Raw genomic sequence first — 19,829 nt, 5'->3', positions numbered from 1 at the left:
CATCCGGTCTCCGCGCCCTGGCATCATCTGGAGCTGGCAAGCGGCGCCACCGGCACCCGGATATCCGCGCGCAGGATCGCTTCGGGTGTTTCTTCCGGGTCGTCGAGGAACAGGTAATGCACGGGCGCCTCGCGCAGCACATGGCCGCTGTCGGGCAGCCAGTCGGCCAGCACCCGATCCAGCGCGTCTTCCAGCCCGGCATACGTGCCGATGTGGCGCAGCACCGCATGCAGGCCACCATCGAGATGGCGCAGCTGCAACGGGGCAGTGGGCGCCGCAGCCGTGCCGAAACCGACGCCGCACTCGAACAGGTGCGCCTGCGCCGGCACGTCGCGGTGGTCGCTCAGCGGCAAGCCGACCAGGCACTGCAGATGATCGGCCACGCCCGCGCGTGCCGCCCAGGCCACGATCTGGCCGAAGCCGCGATCCAGATCGTCGAACGCCCCACGCTTGCGCAGCACCACCAGCTCGAACGGCTCCAGGGTCTGCACGCTGACCGCCAGCGGTGCCGAGGCAGCGCGCGCGTCTGCCGGTGGCGTGGATAGCTGCAGCAATTTACTGGCCCGCAGCGCCGGCGTTGTGCGCAGGATGCTGGGGCTGGCCTGCAAGGCGGTGCGGCAGGCACGCGCCAGGGCCTGCGGTGTCTGGTAGCCAACCGCCAGTGCCACCTCGGTCACCGAGGCATCGTCTCGTCCCAGCAGGTGCAGCGCCTGGCTCAATCGCAGGCGGGCCACCGTCTGCCCCACCGGCTCACCGGTGAGCGCGCGATAGACCCGATGGAAGTGATACGGCGACTGATGCGCGATAGCGGCCAGTTCGGCCAGATCCGGCAGTGCCGCACCGCTGCGTACCACGTTCTGCAGATGCGCCACCACACGCTCCACACCGCGCTGCCAACTGGTACCGGCTGAGTCTGCTGCTTGCATGATGATGGCTCCCTGGCGACGACATCAGCATCGCCGGATTCGTTGGCGTGCGCGGTCCCGATCTTGCGCATTCGAGGCCGCTGTTGCACCTGCGCCGGAAAACGCAGCAGGCAACGCACGCTGACGGATGCCGATGGCCGCAGCGCCCACGGCCGCTGCGCAGGCGCAAACGATGCGCGGGCCGGGGTCCATCAGTGGGGAGGACGATTGCGTCAGTTGCAGCGCCTGACTGCTCAACCCGACCACAGCGCCAGCGTCACCAGCACCGTGGTTTCGGTCAGTTCCACCAACGCGCCGCAGGTGTCGCCGGTCATGCCGCCCAGGCGCTGCAGGCAGGCGCGGCGCCAGAGCACGAACACCACTGCGGCGATGCCGACGCACCGCAAGGCGGTCGCCAGCCCGGCCACGATGCACACTGCCGCGGCGGCGATCAGCGCCAGCCACAGGCCGGCACGCGGTGCGTCCACCAGCGCGCTGCCAAGCCCGCCTGCGCGCACGTACGGCGTACTCAGGAACGCGGCAACCAGCGCGTTGCGTGCCAGCAGCGGGGCCAGCCATAGCGTGGCCGGCGCCTGCGCCAGCAGGCTGGCCAATGCGGCGCATTTGAGCAGCAACACCAGCACCACCGCGGTGACTGCCATCGGGCCGCTGGTGGGGTCCTTCATGATCGCCAGCGTGCGTGCGCGTTCGCCCATGCCCCCGACCCAGGCGTCGGTCGTGTCGGCCAGGCCATCCAGGTGCAAGGCGCCGGTCAGCCACACCCAGGCGCTCAACAGCAACGCTGCGCCCAGCAACGGCGCAGCCTCGCGCAGGCACCATGCCAACCCGCACACCACCCCACCGAGCAACACGCCCACCAGCGGGTACCAGCACAGCGAGCGCGCCTGCGCGCCTGCGCGCGTGAACACCCGGGCGGGCACCGGGATGCGGGTCAGGAACCCGATCGCCGCCAGCAGCCCGTCGATCATTCGGTGGCGTGCGCCGGTGGCGATGCCGTGGACGAGAGCGGCGGGCTCGGGGCGCCAGCCGCGTCGCTCGGCGGCCAGGCCAGCGGATGCAGCGATGCATTCGGCACCGCCAGTTCGGTCATCCGGCCGAAACCACTACCGGCGACCAGGCAACGCAAGGCGCGGATGGCGCCGCCGTGGGTGACCACCAGCACGCGCCGTGCCGGGTAGCGGGCGACGATGGTGTCGAGCGCGGCCGACAGGCGCGCGCAGAAGTCGGTGAACGGTTCGGCCTGCGGCGGCGGGTAGCGCAGCGGGTCGGCCCAGAAGCGGCCCAGCGCTTGCCCTTCGTCGCGATCGATATCGGCCACCGGCACACCCTGCCAGCGGCCGAAGTGGTATTCGCGCAGCCGCGGGTCCAGCTGCAACGGCAAGCCGCGCGCGCCGGCAAGTTCGGCGGCAAACGCTGCACAGCGCTGCAACGTGGAGGCCACCACCACGTCCCAGCTGCCATCGGCAGTGGCTGCGCGCAATTGCTGCCAACCCAGCGCGGTGAGCGGGTCGTCGAGCTGGCCACGATAGCTGCGCTGGCCGGTATCGCCGTGCCGCAGCAAAGTGATCTGCGCGCTCATGCGTCGGAGACCCCGGCTTCGGCAAAGGTGGCCATGCCGTTGTGCAGGGCGCAGGCGCTGCGCAGCAGCGGAATCGCCACCGCCGCGCCGCTGGCTTCGCCCAGGCGCAGGTCCAGCTGCAGCAGCGGCTCGGCATCCAGCGCGCGCAGCAACGCCGCGTGGCCGCGCTCCTGCGAGCGATGCCCGAACAGCAGCCACTGCCGCACGCCAGGGTTGAGATGGGTGGCCACCAGTGCCGCGGCGGTGGTGATGAAGCCATCCACCAGCACTGGGATGCCTGCCTGCGCAGCGGCGATGTAGGCGCCCACCAGGGCGGCAATCTCGAAACCGCCGAGCCGGCGCAGGCGCTCCAGCGGGGTGGCGGCATCGGCATGCAGCGCCAGCGCGCGAGTGATCACGGTGGCCTTGTGTGCGATGCCTTCGGCATCCAGCCCGGTACCGGCGCCGGCCATCGATTGCGGAAACTGCGACAACAGCGCGCAGCCCAGCGCGGCCGCAGCGGTGGTGTTGCCGATGCCCATCTCGCCGCCCACGAACAGCTGCGTATCGCAGCTGCTTGCCTGCGCAATGCTCTGGGCACCCGCGGCGAGCGCGTCGCGCAGCTGGCCGGCCGTCATGGCCGGTTGTTCGCAGATATTGGCGCTGGAAGGCGCGATCCAGGCGCGGCGCACACGCGGCAGCTCGCCCGGGTCGTTGACCACGCCCAGGTTCACCACCTCCAGCCGTGCCCCCAGTTCGCGCGCCAGCACCGAAATCGCCGCGCCACCTCGGGCGAAGTTGCGCACCATCTCGCCGGTCACTGCCTGCGGAAACGCAGACACGCCTTCGGCCGCCACACCGTGGTCGGCGGCATACACCGCGATCCAGATCCGCTGCACCAGCGGTTGCTCGTTGCGTTGCCAGGCCGCCAGCTGCACCGCCAGTTGCTCTAGCCGGCCCAGCGCACCGTGCGGCTTGGTCAGTTGCTCCTGCCGTGCCAGCGCAGCTGCGCGCGCGCGCGCGTCCGGCACCGCGCAGGGCGCAAAGATCCAGTCGCTGCTCATCGCACCTCTCCCTTCAACACCATCGGCAAGCCCGCCACCACCAACACCACCCGCTCGCACTGTAGCGCCAATGCCTGGTGCAGCCAGCCGGCCTCGTCGACAAAACGCCGCGTAAGTTCGCCCAGCGGCACGATGCCCTGCCCCACCTCGTTGCTGACCAGCACGATCTGCCCCGGCAGCTGCGGCAGCGTGGCCAGCAACGCCGCGCGCTCGCGCGCGAAGGCATCCGCATCCGGGTGACCCAGCAGGTTGCTCAGCCACAGGGTCAGGCAATCCACCAGCACGCAGCGCTGCGGCGCCGCCAGCGCCTGCAGGGTGGCCGCCAGGGCGATGGGTTCTTCCACGCACTGCCACTGCGGCGGACGCCGGCGGCGGTGATGCGCGATGCGCTGCTGCATTTCCGCATCGAAGGCCTGCGCGGTGGCGACATAGGCCACCTCGGCAGCGGTGCCGGCGGCGAGAGCGCTGGCGGCGAAGCCTTCTGCCAGTGCGCTCTTGCCGGAGCGGGCGCCTCCCAGGATCAACTGCCGCATGACGGGTCCCTGCAGGTGAGCCGCGTCAATGCGGCGGTATCCAGATGTATCTGTACCGCATCGGCCAGGCGCTCGAGCGTGGCCTCGCGCAGCGCGGCGAGATCCAGCGGCAGCGCCTGCGCCAGGCCGGCCCAGGCGAGCAATGCCTGCAGTGCCTGCGGGTGGTCGAAGATGCCGTGCAGATACGTGCCCAGCACCTGGCCGTCCTCGGACATGGCGCCATCGCTGCGGCCATCGTCCAGCCGCAGCAGCGGACGCGCCAATGCCGCGCCGGTGCTGATGCCGCAATGGATCTCGTAGCCGTGCGCACGCGCATCGCCCAGCAGCAAGTGTCCCTGCACGCGATGCAGCTGCTTGTGCGGATGCAGCCGGGTGTCCAGCGCCAGCCAGCCCAGCCCGGCGCTGCTGCCGGGCGCACCTTCGATGCCGTCGGGGTCGTGGATCCGCTCGCCCAGCATCTGCAGGCCGCCACAGATGCCGAGCACCTTGCCGCCATAGCGCAGGTGGCGTGCGATCGCGCGCTCCCAGCCGTGCGCGCGCAGCCACTGCAGATCGTGGCGGGTGGGCTTGCTGCCCGGCAGCACGATCAGGTCGCAAGGCGGCGGCAACTGCCCCGGCCCGACCAGCTGCACATCGACCTGTGGATGCGCCAGCAGGGCATCGACATCGGTGTGGTTGCTGATACGCGGCAGCACCGGCACCACCACGCGCAATGGCGCATCCGGCGTGTGCGCGGCACGCCGCGGCAACGCGTCTTCGGCCTCAAGCTGCAACCCATGCAGGTACGGCAACACGCCCAGCACGGGCTTGCCGGTTTCGCGTTCCAGCCAGTCCAGGCCGGGTTGCAACAGCGCCAGGTCGCCACGAAAACGATTGATGACAAACCCCGCCACGCGTGCGCGCTCGCTGTCCGATAGCAACGCCAGGGTGCCGACCAGGTGCGCGAACACGCCGCCGCGGTCGATGTCGGCGATCAGCAGGACCGGGCAATCCACCGCCTCGGCATAGCCCATGTTGGCGATGTCGTTGGCGCGCAGGTTGATCTCGGCCGGGCTGCCGGCGCCTTCCACCAACACCACCTCGTAGCGCGCGGCCAGGCGGGCGTGCGAGGCCAGCACGGCGCCGAGCGCGGTGGACTTGTAGGCGTGATAGCCCACCGCATCCAGCGTGGCCACCGCCCGCCCGTGCACGATCACCTGCGCACCGGTATCGCTGTCGGGCTTGAGCAGCACCGGGTTGAAGTCGGTGTGCGGCTCCAGCCCGCAGGCCTGTGCCTGCACGGCCTGCGCACGACCGATCTCGCCGCCATCGACAGTGACCGCGGAGTTGAGCGCCATGTTCTGCGGCTTGAACGGCGCCACCGCCACGCTCTGGCGGTGCAGCCAGCGGCACAGCGCGGCCACCAGCGTGCTCTTGCCGGCGTCGGAGGTGCAGCCCTGCACCATCAGCACGCGCGCGCTCATGCCAGCAGCTCGCGCAGTGCCGCGTCCAGGCGCGCCTCGCCGGCCGCATCGGGCGGCAGGCCGAAGCGCAGGCTGGCCGGCATCTCGAACAGCCGGGTGAGGATGCCACGCCGTGCCAGCGCCACGTGCAGGGCTTGCGCATCGGCGCGTTCGCACCACTGGAAGAACGCGGTGCCGGCCGAGGGCACGATGCCGTGGCGACGCAGCAACTGTGCCAGCCGCTGCGATGCGGCGTGCAGGTGCGCGCGTGCCTGCACGTGCCAGCCGGTATCGGCCAGGGCCTGCTGCACGGCCCAGCGGGTGGGCCCGCTCACGGACCATGGCCCCAGCTGTTCGCGCAAGGCATCCAGCAGCGGCGCATGCGCGCACACGAAGCCGGCCCGCGCGCCGGCCATGCCGAAGAACTTGCCCACCGAGCGCAGCACCACCAGGCCCGGCTGCTGCGTGTGCGCGCACGCGCTCGCCTGCGGGGTCGCATCCATGAAGGCCTCGTCGATCACCAGCCAGCCGCCCCGCGCCGCCATCCGCGCATGCAGCTGCAACAGCGCTTCGCGATCGAAGCTGTCCGCGCAGGGATTATTCGGATGGATCAGCACCACCACATCGAAGGTCTCCGCCGCCTGCAGCAAGGCCGCTGCCGGCAGCGGCACCACGCTGTGGCCGGCGCGCCGCCAGGCATGCGCATGTTCGGCATAGCCCGGCGCGAGCACGCCCACGCGGCCGCGACCACGCAACAGCGGCAGCGCCTGGATCGCCGCCTGCGAGCCGGCCACCGGCAGCACCTGCGGCGCGCCGTAGTACGCCGCCGCGGTCGCGGCCAGGCCGTCGTCGTCTTCGGGCAGGCGCTGCCACACCGACTGCGGAAGCGCAGGCACCGGCCAGGCAAACGGGCTCACCCCGGTGGACAGGTCCAGCCACTGCGCCAGCGGAATTCCGTAGGTCTGCGCGGCGCGGCGCAACCGGCCTCCGTGTTCAAGCATGCGGTGCTCCAAGGGAATAGACGGGGCGCCGCGACCGGTCGCCATCGTGCACTGCACAGCCGCGCAGTGCACAGCCGGTGCGGCGGTCGGCACCGGCTGCGATCATTGCATCACCATCGCCATCAGCAAGGCGCCGAGCAGCAACCAGAGCAGCACGCCTGCGCGCACCAGCAGCAGCGCGCGGCGCACGCTGTCGGCGCTGGCCGGAGCGCCCTCGCCCAGGCCGGGACGTGGCTGCCACTGGCCGTGATACGGCGCCGGGCCACCCAGGCGCACGCGCAGCGCGCCGGCACCGGCGGCCATCACCGGCCCGGCATTCGGGCTTTTCCAGCCGCGGCCCTGGCGCCAGGCGCAGCGCAGGCCCGCATGCGTTGCGCCGAGTGCGGCGTAGGTCATCGCGGTCAGGCGTGCCGGCATCCAGTTGAGCACATCGTCGATGCGTGCCGCCGCCCAGCCGAAGCTGGCGTAGCGCGGCGTGCGATAGCCCCACATCGCATCCAGCGTATTGGACAGCCGGTACAACACCGCGCCCGGCGCACCCAGCAGCACGCCCCAGAACAACGCGGCGAATACGGCGTCGCTACCGTTCTCCAGCACCGATTCGGTGGCGGCCGCGGCCACCTGCGTGGCATCCAGCGCGGCGGTATCGCGGCTGACGATGCGGGCCACTGCCCCGCGCGCTGCCGGCAGGTCGTCGGCCTGCAACGCAGCGATCACCGGTTGCGCGTGTTCGCCCAGGCTGCGCAATCCCAGCGCCAGATACAGCACCACGGCGGCAAACCCGGCGGCCGCCCAGGCCGACCACCACCACAGCAGTGCCTGCAGCCCTGCGGCCACCAGCGTCCACGGCAGCACCGTCACGCACCACGCCAGCACGCCGGCGCTGCGGCGATCCCGATGCAGGCGTTGCTCGATGCGCTGCGCCCACCACCCGAACAGCACCAGTGGATGCGCCCGCCGCGGCTCGCCCAGCAGCAGATCCAGCAGCACTGCTGCGGTGGCCATCAGCAGCAGCATCGGGCGCGGCACAGCGTGATGCCACACCTCAGCCCACCGCCGGGCAAGCCGCGCGCGCACATGCCTACAGCTCGATGCCGAGCTGCGCCTTGATGCCGGCGTTGAAGGCATGTTTGACCAGCCGCATCTCGGTGACGGTGTCGGCCACCTCGATCAGGCCGGCGGGCGCTCCGCGTCCGGTGATCACCACATGCTGGCCGGGCGGACGCGCGGCCACTGCGGCCAGCACCTGGTCCAACGCAACGTAGTCCTTCACCAGGGCGATATTGAGTTCGTCCAGCAGCACGAAGTCGTAGCGTGCATCGGCGAGCATGCCGCGCGCCAGCTGCCAGGCCGCCTGCGCGGCGGCGATGTCCACGTTGCGGTCCTGGGTTTCCCAGGTGAAGCCCTCGCCCATCACGTGGTAGTCGAGCAGGTCGGGAAAACGGCGAAAGAATGCCTCTTCGCCAGTGGAGAACGTGCCCTTGATGAACTGCACCACGCCGCAGTGCAAGCCGTGCCCGAGCGAGCGCGCCAGCATGCCGAAGCCCGACGAACTCTTGCCCTTGCCATTGCCGGTATTGACCAGCAACACGCCGCGGTCGATCACGGCGCGCGCGATGCGCCGGTCCACCAGTTCCTTCTTGCGTTGCGCGCGTTGCCGATAATGCGCGTCGTCGTGTTCTGGGGTGGTCATGCGCGCTCTCCCATCAGTGGACGTGCGGCAAGGCTGCGCCCTGCGGCAAGCAATGCGAAAGTGATACCCACGTAGCCGGCCAGGGTGCCGTAGGCCGCGCTACCGCTGAGCAACAACGCGCCAAGCACACGTGGCAGATACGACCATGCATCGCGTTGCAACCGCACGGCAGACCACCGCCCGCCCAGCCACAACGCGGCATAGGCAAGCGCCAGCGCCCAGTACGCTGGCGACAGGCACCAGTCGTCGATGCTGCCGGAGGCCAGGCCGATCAGATCCAATGCCGAGGCCAGCCCGAACAGCAGCGGCAGCATCCATACCGGGCGCAGCAATGCACCGGCCAGGAAGAACACCGCCCACGAGGCGCTGGGCAACACGTCCACGCTGGCCAAATGCTGGCCGCGGGTGCAGACCATCAGCAGCGCCAGTGCGCTACCACAGGCCCATGCGGCCCCGCCGTGCAGGGCCGTTCGCGCGGGCGCGGCCTGATGCGAAGCGACGGTCATGACAGCTCCAGCGCGGTGGTCGAATCGGCGGCATCGCGGCTGGCGCGCCAGCGCAGCACACACCCCGCAACGGCCAGTGCCACCGCCAGATACAGCGCAGTGCTACGCACGAACACCGGGCCCCACTGCCACGCACGCTGCAGGTACTGCGCCCAGTGCGGGTCGGGATAGCGCCCGCCCAGCCAATAGAACGCGCCATTGGAGATCAGGAACGATACCGCTGCAGCCGCGATCCCCAGCGCCCAGGCCGCGCACAGCGACATCGCCGCAGGTGCGAGCCGCGCCTGGAACGCACGGCCGGCGTACCACGGCACGGCATAGGCCAGCGATAACGCGGCGTAGGCGGCGGTGATGCAGAAGTCGCTGACGCCGGCCAGCGATACTGCGGCCCAGTCGATCAGCACCGCCAGCACCAGCAACAGCGCGAACGCCGCGTGCCGGCGCAGCGCCAGGCCGCCAAGGAAGAACACCGCCATCGAGGCATCGGGCAGATGCAGCCAATCGCCCACGTGATGGAAGCGGGTGGCCGTCATCGCCAGCATCAGGGCGATGAGCAGGTTGCGCTGGGCAGGACGGGACAGTGGGGTCATCGGTATTCCTCGAAGAGTGGCAGGCAGGGCGACCGGTCCACACCGGCCGCCTGTCTACCTCGATCAACCGCAGGGTTTGCCCCGTCTCACTGCGCCGGCTGGTAGCGGAAGGTCAGCAGGTAGTTGCGTCCCGGCTGTGCGTACCAGCGCGCGGTTTCGTACTGGCGATCGAACACGTTGTTGGCGGTGAACTGCACCTTCCAGTCCGCGTTCACCGCATAGCTCACGCGCAGGTCCAGCAAGCCGTAGCCGGCCAGTCGCTCGGTATTGGCCAGGTCGTCGTAGCGTCTGCCCGAGCCGAACAGGCTCGCGCCCACGCCGAACGCGCCGAAACTGCGGTCGGCATCGATCCGCCCGCTCTGGCGTGCGCGGCGCGGCAACCAGTTGCCATGATTGACCCCGCCATCGGCCTGCGGCTGTAGCCAGGTCAGCGCGCTGCGCAGGGTCCAGCCGGCCAGCTCGGTGTCGTAGCCGGCTTCCACACCGCGGATGCGCGCCTTGTCGATGTTGTTCGGCTGCCCGAACGGATGGGTGGCATCCACCAGCCCCGCATCGTAGGCAATCAGATCGTCGATGCGGGTCTGGAACGCATTGAGCGTCCACACCCCCCAGTCGTAGCTACCACGCAGCTCCAGCTCGGCACTTTTGGAGGTTTCCGGCCCCAGCAGCGGATTGCCGAAATCGGGGTAGTACAGCTCGTTGAAGGTAGGCGCCTTGAACGCAGTGCCATAGCTGGCGGTCAGGCGCAGATGATCGGCGAAATCCCAACCCCACAGCAGGCTGCCGGTGGTCTTGCCGCCGAACTGGCTGTTGTCGTTGCGCCGCAGGTTGGCCTGCAGCGATTGGCTGCCGAAGCGCTGCTGCCACTGCGCAAAGACCGCGCGGTCGATCCGGCTGTCGGCATCGTAGCTGTCGCTGCTGGCGATGGCATCGCGCTGCCAGTCGAAGCCAACCGTGAGCAGACCGGGCGCGGTGGTGATGTCGGCCTGCAACGCGCCCTGCTTGCGGCGCGTGTCGTAGGTGGACAGGTACGCACCGTCGTAATAGCTATCGCTCAGGTCGGCGCTGCTCCCCAGGCTGGCGGTGAATTTGAGCGCGTCGCTGGGCGCATAGCGCACGCGCCCGCCCACAGCCTGCTGCACGCCCTTGCCCAGGTTGCCGCCGAAGGCCGAGCCGTCGTATTCGTTGCGGCTCTGCGTGCGCAACGCATGCACATCGGCATCCCATTGGCGATTGAAGCGCCAGCCGCCCTGCATGCTCAACGAATCGTTGCGATAGCCATCGCGGTCCGGATCGTAGGCGCTGGAGCTGGTATCCAGGTACGCATTGATGCCATCGGTTTCGTCATGCACGGCGTTGACCGAATACCAGCCGCCGGCCTCGCTCAGATCGCCCTGGCTGCGCCCGGCGACACCGGCCCCGTAACGGCGCGCATTGTCGCTGGCGGCCGCCACGCTGAGCGTGGGCACGAAACTGCCTTGCGGGCGACGGGTGAAGATCTGGATCACCCCGCCCAGTGCCTCGGACCCGTACAGGCTGGAAAACGGCCCGCGCACGATTTCGATCCGTTCGATCTGCTCGATCGGCAGGTCCTGCAGCGCCGCGCCACCGGAGGTGGCCGAGCCGATGCGCACGCCGTCGATCAGCACCACCAGATGATCCGACTCGGTGCCGCGCAGGAACAACGAGGTCGCCTTGCCCGGGCCACCGTTGTTGGCCAGCGACACGCCGGCTTCGCCGCGCAGCAGGTCCTGCAACGAATTGACCTGGCGGCGCTCGATCTGCGCGCGGTCGATCACGGTGACCGGCGCCAGCGTCTGGTCCTGGGTCTGTGCGGTGCGCGAGGCGGTCACCACCACTTCGTCCAGATCGATGGCGGCCTCGGCCTGGGCCAGCGAGGCCACGCACAACGACAGACCCGCCGCCAGCACGGCGCGACGCGGCAAAACGGAAAAAACGGACATCGACTGCTGCTCCTGGAACCGCGCCTACCCGCGCGGGGGCGATGGGGTGGCAGGCAGCAACGGGCCAGGCGTCCGGCGCGCGGGCACCAGATGCACAGGGCCACGCCCACCGCGTGCCGGGTCAATCCCTTCAGGCCGGTCTCCGGGCTCGCGAGCGGAAGCGGTCGCTTCCCGGGTCTGCGCCTTCCCATGCACTGCACAGTGGCGTTACGTGCAGACCCTTGTCTCGCCCACCGTTGCGGGGGCAGCTCCGGACTTGCGCCGCGCCAAGGCGATGCGCGCACCGGATTCCCGTTTAAACCACCGGCCAGCCGGCAGTCACCTCAGGGCCGCGCATGGTAGCAGGCGCCTCCACGGTCTGCGACCACCGGCCAAACCAGGCGCGTCGCCACGCGCCGGGATGGTCAACGATGGTTTCCTTCTCCCATCGGGACATTGTCCCTACGTCATGGGGAGAAGGTGGCGCGCAGCGCCGGATGAGGGTGCGAGCGAAGCCTTATGTGCATCTCACGCCCCCTGCAGCGCCTGCTCCAGATCCGCCAGCAGATCGTCGATATGCTCGATGCCGATCGACAGGCGCACGGTGTCCTCGCTGACGCCGGCATGTTCCAGCTCGGCCGGCCCCAGCTGCCGATGGGTGGTGGATGCCGGGTGCGTCGCCAGCGACTTGGCATCGCCGATATTGACCAGCCGCGTGAACAGCTGCAGCGCATCCAGGAATCGGGCGCCTGCCGCGCGCCCACCGGGCAAGCCGAAGGTCAGCACGCCCGAGCCATGGCCGCCCAGGTACTTCTGCGCCAGCGCGTGCTCGGGGTGATCGGGCAGCGCCGCGTAATTGACCCAGGCCACGCGCGCATGCTGCTGCAGGTAGCGGGCAATCGCCAGGGTATTGGCATTGATGCGCTCCATGCGCAGCGGCAAGGTCTCGATGCCTTGCAGGATCAGGAACGCATTGAACGGCGACAGCGCCGCACCGGTATTGCGCAGCGGCACCACCCGCGCGCGGCCGATATAGGCAGCCTCGCCCAGGGCCTCGGTATAGACCACGCCGTGATAGCTCACATCCGGCTCGTTGAGGCGCGCAAAGCGCGTCTTGTGCGCGGCCCACGGGAACCGACCGCTGTCCACGATCGCGCCGCCGATGCTGTTGCCATGCCCGCCCAGGTACTTGGTCAACGAATGCACCACGATGTCGGCACCGAAGTCGATCGGCCGCAATAGCGAGGGCGTGGCCACGGTGTTGTCCACGATCAGCGGCACGCCGTGCGCATGCGCTACCGCGGCCACGGCCTGGATGTCGGTGATATTGCCGCGCGGGTTGCCGATCGACTCGACGAACACCGCCTTGGTGCGCTCGTCGATCAGGCCGGCGAATGCCTGCGGATCGCGGTAGTCGGCAAACCGCGTACTGATGCCGAACTGCGGCAGCGTATGCGCGAACAGATTGTAGGTGCCGCCATATAGCGCACTGGACGAGACGATATTGTCGCCGGCCTCGGCAATGGTCTGGATCGCATAGGTCACCGCCGCCTGCCCCGATGCCAGCGCCAGCGCGCCGATGCCGCCTTCCAGCGCAGCGACACGCTGCTCCAGCACATCGTTGGTGGGGTTCATGATGCGGCTGTAGATATTGCCCTGCACCTTCAGGTCGAACAGGTCCGCACCATGCTGGGTGTCGTCGAAGGCATAGGCCACGGTCTGGTAGATCGGCACCGCCACCGCGCGCGTAGTCGGGTCGGGGCGATAGCCCCCATGCACGGCGATGGTTTCGGGTTTCCACTGCGGATCGGTCATGGCACGGCTCGCTGGGGACGACGCAACAAAATACCCGGCCAGCGGCCTTCAGTTCATGACAGCACGTCATGACCTCATGACCTCATGACCAGCAGACCTGCCCCGCCCACGCTCGCCAACATCCGCCTGGTGCTCGCGGCGCGGTCAGTCGCCAACGCCACAACCACTTTGTATGATCGTGCAAACGCTCAAAGGACGTGAAGCGATGCGAAGCCATCTGGCGGTTGCGTTAACGGTAGTCGCCCTGCTCACCGCGCCTAGCGCGCACGCTACGCCGCCAGCTGAGAATGATGCGCTGCTGAAGTGGTCGCAGCCCGGCGATTGCGGCCGGCAGCGGGTTCGCAAGGCCGACCCGAGCAGTGTGTTCGATGCTGTCTCCGTCCGCGAACAGACCGAGCGTTATCTGAGCCTCCTGTCAGAGGTGACAGCAGGAAATCGGACCGCCCTCAAACTCACACGCCTGTGTACGGCCTTTGGCGTCGATTTCGTGCAAGGGCTGTTGCCGCCCGCACGCCCCGAACCCTGGAATCCCTCGCCGCAGCAGCCAATCGGCCAAGTGTTCACCGCCTTCACCCAGGAAGCAGGCACGCCATACCAACAGCAGATCGAAGTGACGTACAGGCCGGGGGGCCTCTCGTTTTCGTTGTTCACTACCGTGGAAGGGACAGGCGACAGCGATGCATCCGACAAGCGTGATTCTATGCAACGCGATATGGGACAGCACTGTCCTCTGCGACTGAGCGAGTTGATTCAACGGATGACACGTGCCGGATTCGTCGGGGAATACACCGGGCTGCAGGCTCCCGACGAAGAACTGGCCATCTTCGATGACGGCGTCGGCATCTCCTTCCGACGGGGCAACGAAAAACCCGTCGTCGACGCAACACTCCAGGGCCGTTTCGTCGACCAGCGCGCCAATCCCGGGGCATCCTGTGTGGCGAGCATCTCCCTCGGGACCTGGGACTAACCGGCCTGGACCTCAGCCGGCGAGACCGATGGCCAGGCGACTAATCGGCGCTTCCGACCCTTGCCTACCGCTGCAGGGCCGACAGCCGGTGCATCGCAGACCACCCGCATTCAACCCGATCATCGGAGCATTCTGCTCCACGTCCAACCGGCAGCAGATCTGTGGAAAGGCAGGCACCGATCGGCCGCGCAAGCCGCGCCCGATCGGTGGTGCCAGAGCGTCGATCACCCCTTGCCGAACTCCAGATGCCCACCCTGCGCACGCACGCGCACGGTCTCGCCGCTGGCGTACTGGCCCGACAGGATCTGCTGGGCCAGCGGATTTTCCACCTGCGCCTGGATCGCGCGCTTGAGCGGGCGCGCGCCGTACACCGGGTCGAAGCCGACATTGCCCAGCAGCTCCAGCGCGGCATCGTCCAGGTCCAGCTTGAGGCCACGTTCGGCCAGGCGCTTTTCCAGGCCCTGCAACTGGATGCGCGCAATCGACTTGATCTGCGCCTTGTCCAGCGGATGGAACACCACGATGTCGTCCAGGCGGTTGATGAACTCCGGGCGGAAGTGCGCCTGCACCACGCCCATCACTGCCGCCTTCATCTGCGTATAGGCCTCGGCGCTGCCGTCGCCGGACAGCTCCTGGATCTGGTGCGAGCCCAGGTTGGAGGTCATCACGATGACGGTGTTGCGGAAGTCCACGGTACGCCCCTGGCCATCGGTGAGGCGGCCATCGTCGAGCACCTGCAACAGGATGTTGAACACATCGGCATGCGCCTTTTCCACCTCGTCCAGCAGGATCAGCGAATACGGACGGCGACGCACCGCCTCGGTGAGATAACCGCCCTCCTCATAACCCACATAACCCGGAGGCGCACCGATCAGCCGCGCCACCGAGTGCTTCTCCATGAACTCGCTCATGTCGATGCGGATCATCGCCTCGGTGCTGTCGAACAGGAAATCGGCCAGCGCCTTGCACAACTCGGTCTTGCCCACGCCGGTGGGTCCCAGGAACAGGAACGAGCCGCTGGGACGATTGGGGTCGGACAGGCCGGCGCGCGAACGACGTACTGCATCGGACACCACCTTGATCGCCTCGTTCTGGCCGACCACGCGGTGATGCAGTTCGTCTTCCATGCGCAGCAATTTGTCGCGCTCGCCTTCGAGCATCTTGTTGACCGGAATACCGGTCCAGCGCGACACCACCTCGGCAATCTCCTCGGCGGTCACGCGGTCCTGCACCAGCTTGAAGTCGTGGTGCTCCACCTCGTTGGCCAGCAGCATCTGCTTTTCCAGTTGTGGCAGCACGCCGTACTGGATCTCGCTCATCTTGGCGTAGTCCTGGCGCCGCTGCGCGGCTTCCAGCTCCAGCTTGGCGTGCTCGATCTGCTCCTTGATCTTGGTGGTTCCCTGCAGCGCGGCCTTCTCCGACTTCCACACCTCATTGAGATCGGAGAACTCGCGTTCGAGCTTGTCGATGTCGCTTTCCAGGTCGGCCAGGCGCTGGCGCGAGGCCTCGTCCTTTTCCTTCTTGAGCATCTCGCGCTGGATCTTGAGCTGGATCAGGCGGCGCTCCAGGCGGTCGAGCTCCTCCGGCTTGGAGTCGATCTCCATGCGGATGCGCGAGGCGGCTTCGTCCATCAGGTCGATGGCCTTGTCCGGCAGCTGGCGGTCGGTGATGTAGCGGTTGGATAGCGTGGCGGCGGCAACGATGGCCGGGTCGGTGATCTCCACGCCGTGATGCACCGCGTAGCGCTCCTTCAGACCACGCAGGATGGCGATGGTGTCTTCCACCGTCGGCTCGCCCACGAACACCTTCTGGAAGCGGCGCTCCAGCGCGGCATCCTTTTCGATGTACTTGCGATATTCGTCCAGCGTGGTGGCACCGATGCAATGCAGCTCGCCGCGCGCCAGCGCCGGCTTGAGCATGTTGCCGGCGTCCATCGCGCCATCGGCCTTGCCCGCGCCGACCATGGTGTGCAGCTCGTCGATGAACAGGATGATCTGGCCTTCGTTCTTGGACAGGTCGCTGAGCACCGCTTTGAGGCGTTCTTCGAATTCGCCGCGGAACTTGGCGCCGGCGATCAGCGCGCCCATGTCCAGCGACAGCACGCGCTTGCCGCGCAGGCCTTCGGGCACTTCGCCATTGATGATGCGCTGGGCCAGGCCTTCGACAATGGCGGTCTTGCCCACGCCGGGCTCGCCGATCAGCACCGGGTTGTTCTTGGTGCGGCGCTGCAACACCTGGATGGTGCGGCGGATTTCCTCATCGCGGCCGATCACCGGATCGAGCTTGCCGCTTTCGGCACGCGCGGTCAGGTCGATGGTGTACTTCTCCAGCGCCTGGCGCTGTTCTTCGGCGTTTTCCGACTGCACGGTCTCGCCGCCGCGCAGCTTGTCGATGGCCGCTTCGATCTTCTTCTTGTCGCCACCGGCCGCGCGCAAGGCCACGCCCAGCGGGCTGGCATCGTCGGCGGCGGCCAGCACGAACCACTCGCTGGCGATGAAGGCATCGCCGTGCTGCTGGGCGAGCTTGTCGGTCTGATTGAGCAGGCGATTGAGATCGTTGCCGATCGACAGATTACCTTCCTGCCCGGACACCTTGGGCAAGGTTTCCAGCGCCTCGCCCAGGCGCTCGCGCAGCAGCGGCACGTTGACGCCGGCCTGCGACAGCAAGGGGCGCGTGCTGCCGCCGCTCTGGTCGAGCAGCGCGGTGAGCACATGTACCGGTTCGATGATGTTGTGGTCGCGTCCCACGGCCAGCGACTGTGCGTCGGCCAAGGCCTGCTGAAACCGCGAGGTGAGTTTGTCCATCCGCATGGGAATTCCTCTGAACGGGTGGCCGGCATGTCCGGCGATACCGAGCAGATGCGGTTGCCAGGCGGCGTTTCAAGGTGTGCTGCGACACGAAGGTCGCGCCAGCGCGCGCCGTTCCTGCACCAGGCCGGGCGTGATGCAGCCCAGGCGGCGCGGTGCGGGCGGCACCGGCCGGGATCGCAGCGCCCGGGCGCTACCCGATCCGCCGCAGCGGTGCCCCTGCCCGCATCGAGGCGGTGCGGCTGGCAGCGTCCTGGCCGGCAGCGGCCTCGCCGGCAAGCACCGCTGCCTCCACCGCCCCGCCGGCCAGCAGACGCGACAGCACCTGCGCCTGGAGTGCCGCCAGTGCCGACATGCCCGGGGTGCGCGGGTGCGCCACCGGCACCGCAAGATCCAGGCCGATCTGGCCATGCTCGATCACCACGATGCGGTCGGCCAGCGCGCAGGCTTCGGCAACGTCATGGGTCACCAGCACCACAGTGAACCCGTACTGCTGCCATAGCTGCACGATCAGTTGCTGCATCTCGATGCGGGTGAGCGCATCCAGTGCGCCCAGCGGCTCGTCCAGCAGCAACAGCCGCGGCCGATGCACCAGCGCACGCGCCAGCGCCACCCGCTGCCGCTGGCCGCCCGACAGCGCCGCCGGCCAGTCGCCTGCACGCGCGCCCAGGCCCACGGCATCCAGCGCGTCCTGCGCCTGCGCACGCCCGGCGCGGCCCAGCCCGAGCGCCACGTTGTCGATCACGCGCTTCCACGGCAGCAGCCGCGCATCCTGGAACATCAGCCGCACCGCATCGCGCTGCGCCGCCAGCGCTGCATCAGCGCTGTCGACGCTGCCGGTATCGGCCGCCTCAAGTCCGGCGATCACCCGCAGCAAGGTGCTCTTGCCACAGCCGCTGCGTCCGACCACTGCCACGCAGGCACCCGGCGCGATCTCCAGGTCGATGCCGCGCAAGACCTCCCTGTCGCCATAGCGCTTGCCAATGCCGCGCAAGCGCAGCGGCAGGCCGGTGTCGACCGCGCTCATCGGCGCAGCTCCGCACGCCGTTGCTGTGCCGGATGCCAACCCAGCCACCAGGCTTCCAGCACGCGCGCGGCCAGGTCGGCCAGCTTGCCGAGCAGCGCGTACAACACGATCGCCACCACCACGATATCGGTCTGCAGGAACTCGCGCGCGTTCATCGCCAGGTAGCCGATGCCGGAGCTGGCCGAAATGGTTTCGGCCACGATCAAGGTCAGCCACATCAGCCCCAAGGCGAAGCGCAGCCCGACCAGGATCGACGGCAGCGCGCCGGGCAACAGCACGTCGACGAACAACTGCGGCCCGCGCAGGCCGTAGTTGCGCGCCATCTCGATCAGTGCCGGGTCCACGCTGCGGATGCCGTGATAGGTATTGAGATAGATCGGGAAGAACGTGCCCAGCGCCACCAGGAACAGCTTGGCGCCCTCGTCGATGCCGAACCACAGGATTACCAGCGGAATCAGCGCCAGATGCGGCACGTGGCGCAGCATCTGCAGGCTGCTGTCGAGCAACCGCTCGGCCACCGGCGACACGCCGGTCAGCAGGCCCAGCGCCAGCCCGATGCCACCGCCGATGGCCAGCCCCAGCGCCGCGCGCCAGCTGCTGATGGCCAGGTGCTGCCACAGCTCGCCGCTTTGCACCAGCGTGGCTGCCGCGCGCAGCACCGCATCGGGTGCCGGGAGAATGCGCTCGGGCAGCCAGCCGGTGGACGCGGCGATCTGCCAGACGGTCAGCACCGCCAACGGCAACAGCCACGGCACCAGCCGGCCGCTCCACTGGCGCAGCGGCGTGCTCATGCGTGCACCGGCCGGCTGCAGCACCGTGTCGAAGTCAGCACGCGCATCATTTTCCCGCCGCCTGTGCGGCAACGCTGGCGGGCGCACGCCACACCGCCGGTGCCACCAGCACGCGTTTGGGCAACAGGCGCTGTGCGAAGAACAGATCGGCGGTGGCCTGCTGCGCCTTGATCACCTGCGCGCTCAGCGGCTGCACGCTGGCCGGCGGGCGATGCGCCAGCGTGCGCTCCACCACCGCCGGCGACAGCCCGCTGACCTGCGCCAGTGTCTTGATGCTGCCGGCACGGTCGCGCTCCAGCAGGCCATCGGCCTGGTTGAGCGTGCCCATCACCTGCTGCACGAACGGCCCCCACGCCGTCGCATAACGCCGCGACGACAGGAAGAAACCGCCGGTCAGCCCCAGCCCCTCGCCATTGGCGAGCAGGCGCGCACTGCCATCCAGCGTCAAGGCCGAATACCACGGATCCCAGATCGCCCAGGCGTCCACCTGCCCGGCCGCGAATGCGGCGCGCGCATTGGCCGGCGACAGGTACAACGGGGTGATGTCGCGCATGCTCAACCCGGACCTGGCCAACAGCCGCAGCAGCAGGTTGTGCGCACTCGAGCCCTTCTGGAAAGCCACGCGCTTGCCCTTGAGGTCGGCCACGCGCCGCAGCGTGCTCCTGGCCGGCACCAGAATCGTCTCGGCCTTGGGCGTGGGCGGCACCCAGCCCACGTACAGCAGATCCGCGCCGGCCGCCTGGGCGAACAGCGGCGGGATATCGCCGGCACCGCCCAGATCGATGCTGCCCACGTTCAAGGCTTCCAGCAGCTGCGGGCCGGCAGGAAATTCCACCCAGGTGATCCTGGTGCGCGGAAAGCGCTGCTCCAGCAGCCGATGCTGTTTGGCCAGCACCAAACTCGACACCGCCTTTTGATAACCGATGCGCAATTGCACCGGCTCGGTTGCGAGCGCAGGCTGCACCGACACGATGCTGAAGAACAGCAACGCAGACACACACACCGCCACCCAGCCCGGGCGCGCAACTGTCAGCCGCCGGCGCGCCGCACGCAGCCAGCGCATTGCGCCTGCCGTACGCGCCGCCTGCGTTTCACCGCCACGTGCGGCCAACAGCTGTGTGGCCGTTTCGATTGTCGTTGCTGAAACGCAGTGACGCATCGGCAGC

18 protein-coding genes and 1 riboswitch are annotated in these 19,829 nt (G+C 68.7%); of the genes, 1 reads left to right on the top strand and 17 read right to left on the bottom strand.

Annotated elements, in window-relative coordinates; translation table 11 throughout:
- Positions 1 to 23 precede the first annotated feature (23 nt).
- The 13 genes from ACCQ05_RS05735 to ACCQ05_RS05675 all read right to left on the bottom strand — a co-directional run bounded on the left by ACCQ05_RS05735 (position 24) and on the right by ACCQ05_RS05675 (position 13,071).
- A complete protein-coding gene (locus tag ACCQ05_RS05735) occupies positions 24 to 926 on the bottom strand; it encodes an AraC family transcriptional regulator (protein WP_372393189.1) in 903 nt (300 codons plus the stop codon).
- Between the two features lie 233 nt (positions 927 to 1,159).
- Entirely contained in the window at positions 1,160 to 1,894 is a 735-nt protein-coding gene (locus ACCQ05_RS05730) for an adenosylcobinamide-GDP ribazoletransferase (protein ID WP_372393188.1), read from the bottom strand.
- Entirely contained in the window at positions 1,891 to 2,505 is a 615-nt protein-coding gene (locus tag ACCQ05_RS05725) for a histidine phosphatase family protein (RefSeq protein WP_372393187.1), read from the bottom strand. The genes ACCQ05_RS05730 and ACCQ05_RS05725 overlap by 4 nt, the downstream gene beginning before the upstream one ends.
- On the bottom strand, positions 2,502 to 3,548 hold the full coding sequence (cobT, locus tag ACCQ05_RS05720) for a nicotinate-nucleotide--dimethylbenzimidazole phosphoribosyltransferase (RefSeq protein WP_372393186.1): 1,047 nt from the start codon (positions 3,546 to 3,548) through the stop codon (positions 2,502 to 2,504). The genes ACCQ05_RS05725 and cobT overlap by 4 nt, the downstream gene beginning before the upstream one ends.
- Positions 3,545 to 4,081 carry a bifunctional adenosylcobinamide kinase/adenosylcobinamide-phosphate guanylyltransferase gene (gene cobU, locus ACCQ05_RS05715; protein WP_372393185.1) on the bottom strand — a complete coding sequence of 179 codons (537 nt, stop codon included), beginning with the start codon at positions 4,079 to 4,081 and terminating at the stop codon, positions 3,545 to 3,547. The genes cobT and cobU overlap by 4 nt, the downstream gene beginning before the upstream one ends.
- Positions 4,069 to 5,544, bottom strand: coding sequence for a cobyric acid synthase (locus tag ACCQ05_RS05710; protein ID WP_372393184.1), 1,476 nt, complete (start codon positions 5,542 to 5,544; stop codon positions 4,069 to 4,071). Before ACCQ05_RS05710 ends, cobU begins: the two co-directional genes overlap by 13 nt.
- Positions 5,541 to 6,524: a threonine-phosphate decarboxylase CobD gene (gene cobD / locus ACCQ05_RS05705; protein WP_372393183.1), complete on the bottom strand. Its 984-nt coding sequence runs from the start codon at positions 6,522 to 6,524 to the stop codon at positions 5,541 to 5,543. The genes ACCQ05_RS05710 and cobD overlap by 4 nt, the downstream gene beginning before the upstream one ends.
- A gap of 102 nt (positions 6,525 to 6,626) precedes the next feature.
- Complete coding sequence (gene cbiB / locus ACCQ05_RS05700) at positions 6,627 to 7,541, bottom strand: adenosylcobinamide-phosphate synthase CbiB (protein ID WP_372393182.1); 915 nt, start codon at positions 7,539 to 7,541, stop codon at positions 6,627 to 6,629.
- Between the two features lie 64 nt (positions 7,542 to 7,605).
- Positions 7,606 to 8,217, bottom strand: coding sequence for a cob(I)yrinic acid a,c-diamide adenosyltransferase (gene cobO / locus ACCQ05_RS05695; protein WP_104539128.1), 612 nt, complete (start codon positions 8,215 to 8,217; stop codon positions 7,606 to 7,608).
- Positions 8,214 to 8,723, bottom strand: a complete 510-nt coding sequence (locus ACCQ05_RS05690) for a hypothetical protein (protein ID WP_372393181.1) — start codon at positions 8,721 to 8,723, stop codon at positions 8,214 to 8,216. Before ACCQ05_RS05690 ends, cobO begins: the two co-directional genes overlap by 4 nt.
- Entirely contained in the window at positions 8,720 to 9,313 is a 594-nt protein-coding gene (locus ACCQ05_RS05685; RefSeq protein WP_228962743.1) for a hypothetical protein, read from the bottom strand. Before ACCQ05_RS05685 ends, ACCQ05_RS05690 begins: the two co-directional genes overlap by 4 nt.
- A gap of 86 nt (positions 9,314 to 9,399) precedes the next feature.
- Entirely contained in the window at positions 9,400 to 11,277 is a 1,878-nt protein-coding gene (btuB, locus tag ACCQ05_RS05680; RefSeq protein WP_228962742.1) for a TonB-dependent vitamin B12 receptor, read from the bottom strand.
- 116 nt (positions 11,278 to 11,393) lie between these two features.
- Positions 11,394 to 11,618: riboswitch (cobalamin riboswitch) on the bottom strand.
- A gap of 166 nt (positions 11,619 to 11,784) precedes the next feature.
- Positions 11,785 to 13,071, bottom strand: a complete 1,287-nt coding sequence (locus ACCQ05_RS05675; RefSeq protein ID WP_104539124.1) for an O-acetylhomoserine aminocarboxypropyltransferase/cysteine synthase family protein — start codon at positions 13,069 to 13,071, stop codon at positions 11,785 to 11,787.
- A 172-nt stretch (positions 13,072 to 13,243) separates the two neighbouring features.
- Between ACCQ05_RS05675 and ACCQ05_RS05670 the strand changes: the two genes are divergently transcribed.
- Entirely contained in the window at positions 13,244 to 14,038 is a 795-nt protein-coding gene (locus ACCQ05_RS05670) for a hypothetical protein (RefSeq protein WP_228962741.1), read from the top strand.
- A gap of 224 nt (positions 14,039 to 14,262) precedes the next feature.
- Here ACCQ05_RS05670 and clpB read toward each other — a convergent pair whose 3' ends face one another.
- From clpB to ACCQ05_RS05650, 4 genes are all read right to left on the bottom strand, one after another.
- Entirely contained in the window at positions 14,263 to 16,848 is a 2,586-nt protein-coding gene (gene clpB / locus ACCQ05_RS05665; protein WP_372393180.1) for an ATP-dependent chaperone ClpB, read from the bottom strand.
- A 190-nt stretch (positions 16,849 to 17,038) separates the two neighbouring features.
- On the bottom strand, positions 17,039 to 17,872 hold the full coding sequence (locus tag ACCQ05_RS05660; RefSeq protein ID WP_372393179.1) for an ATP-binding cassette domain-containing protein: 834 nt from the start codon (positions 17,870 to 17,872) through the stop codon (positions 17,039 to 17,041).
- Positions 17,869 to 18,663 (bottom strand): aliphatic sulfonate ABC transporter permease SsuC, encoded by a 795-nt coding sequence (ssuC, locus tag ACCQ05_RS05655; protein ID WP_372393178.1) that lies wholly within the window; start codon positions 18,661 to 18,663, stop codon positions 17,869 to 17,871. The genes ACCQ05_RS05660 and ssuC overlap by 4 nt, the downstream gene beginning before the upstream one ends.
- A gap of 46 nt (positions 18,664 to 18,709) precedes the next feature.
- Positions 18,710 to 19,822: an aliphatic sulfonate ABC transporter substrate-binding protein gene (locus ACCQ05_RS05650; protein WP_372393177.1), complete on the bottom strand. Its 1,113-nt coding sequence runs from the start codon at positions 19,820 to 19,822 to the stop codon at positions 18,710 to 18,712.
- Between the last annotated feature and the right edge of the window lie 7 nt (positions 19,823 to 19,829).

Origin of the sequence: Xanthomonas sp. NCPPB 3582, from assembly GCF_041475735.2 — a bacterium.
In the GTDB taxonomy this organism is placed as follows: Bacteria; Pseudomonadota; Gammaproteobacteria; order Xanthomonadales; family Xanthomonadaceae; genus Xanthomonas; species Xanthomonas codiaei.
The sequence above is the reverse complement of the archived record's forward strand: the minus strand, read 5'-3'. Positions and strand labels throughout refer to the sequence as shown.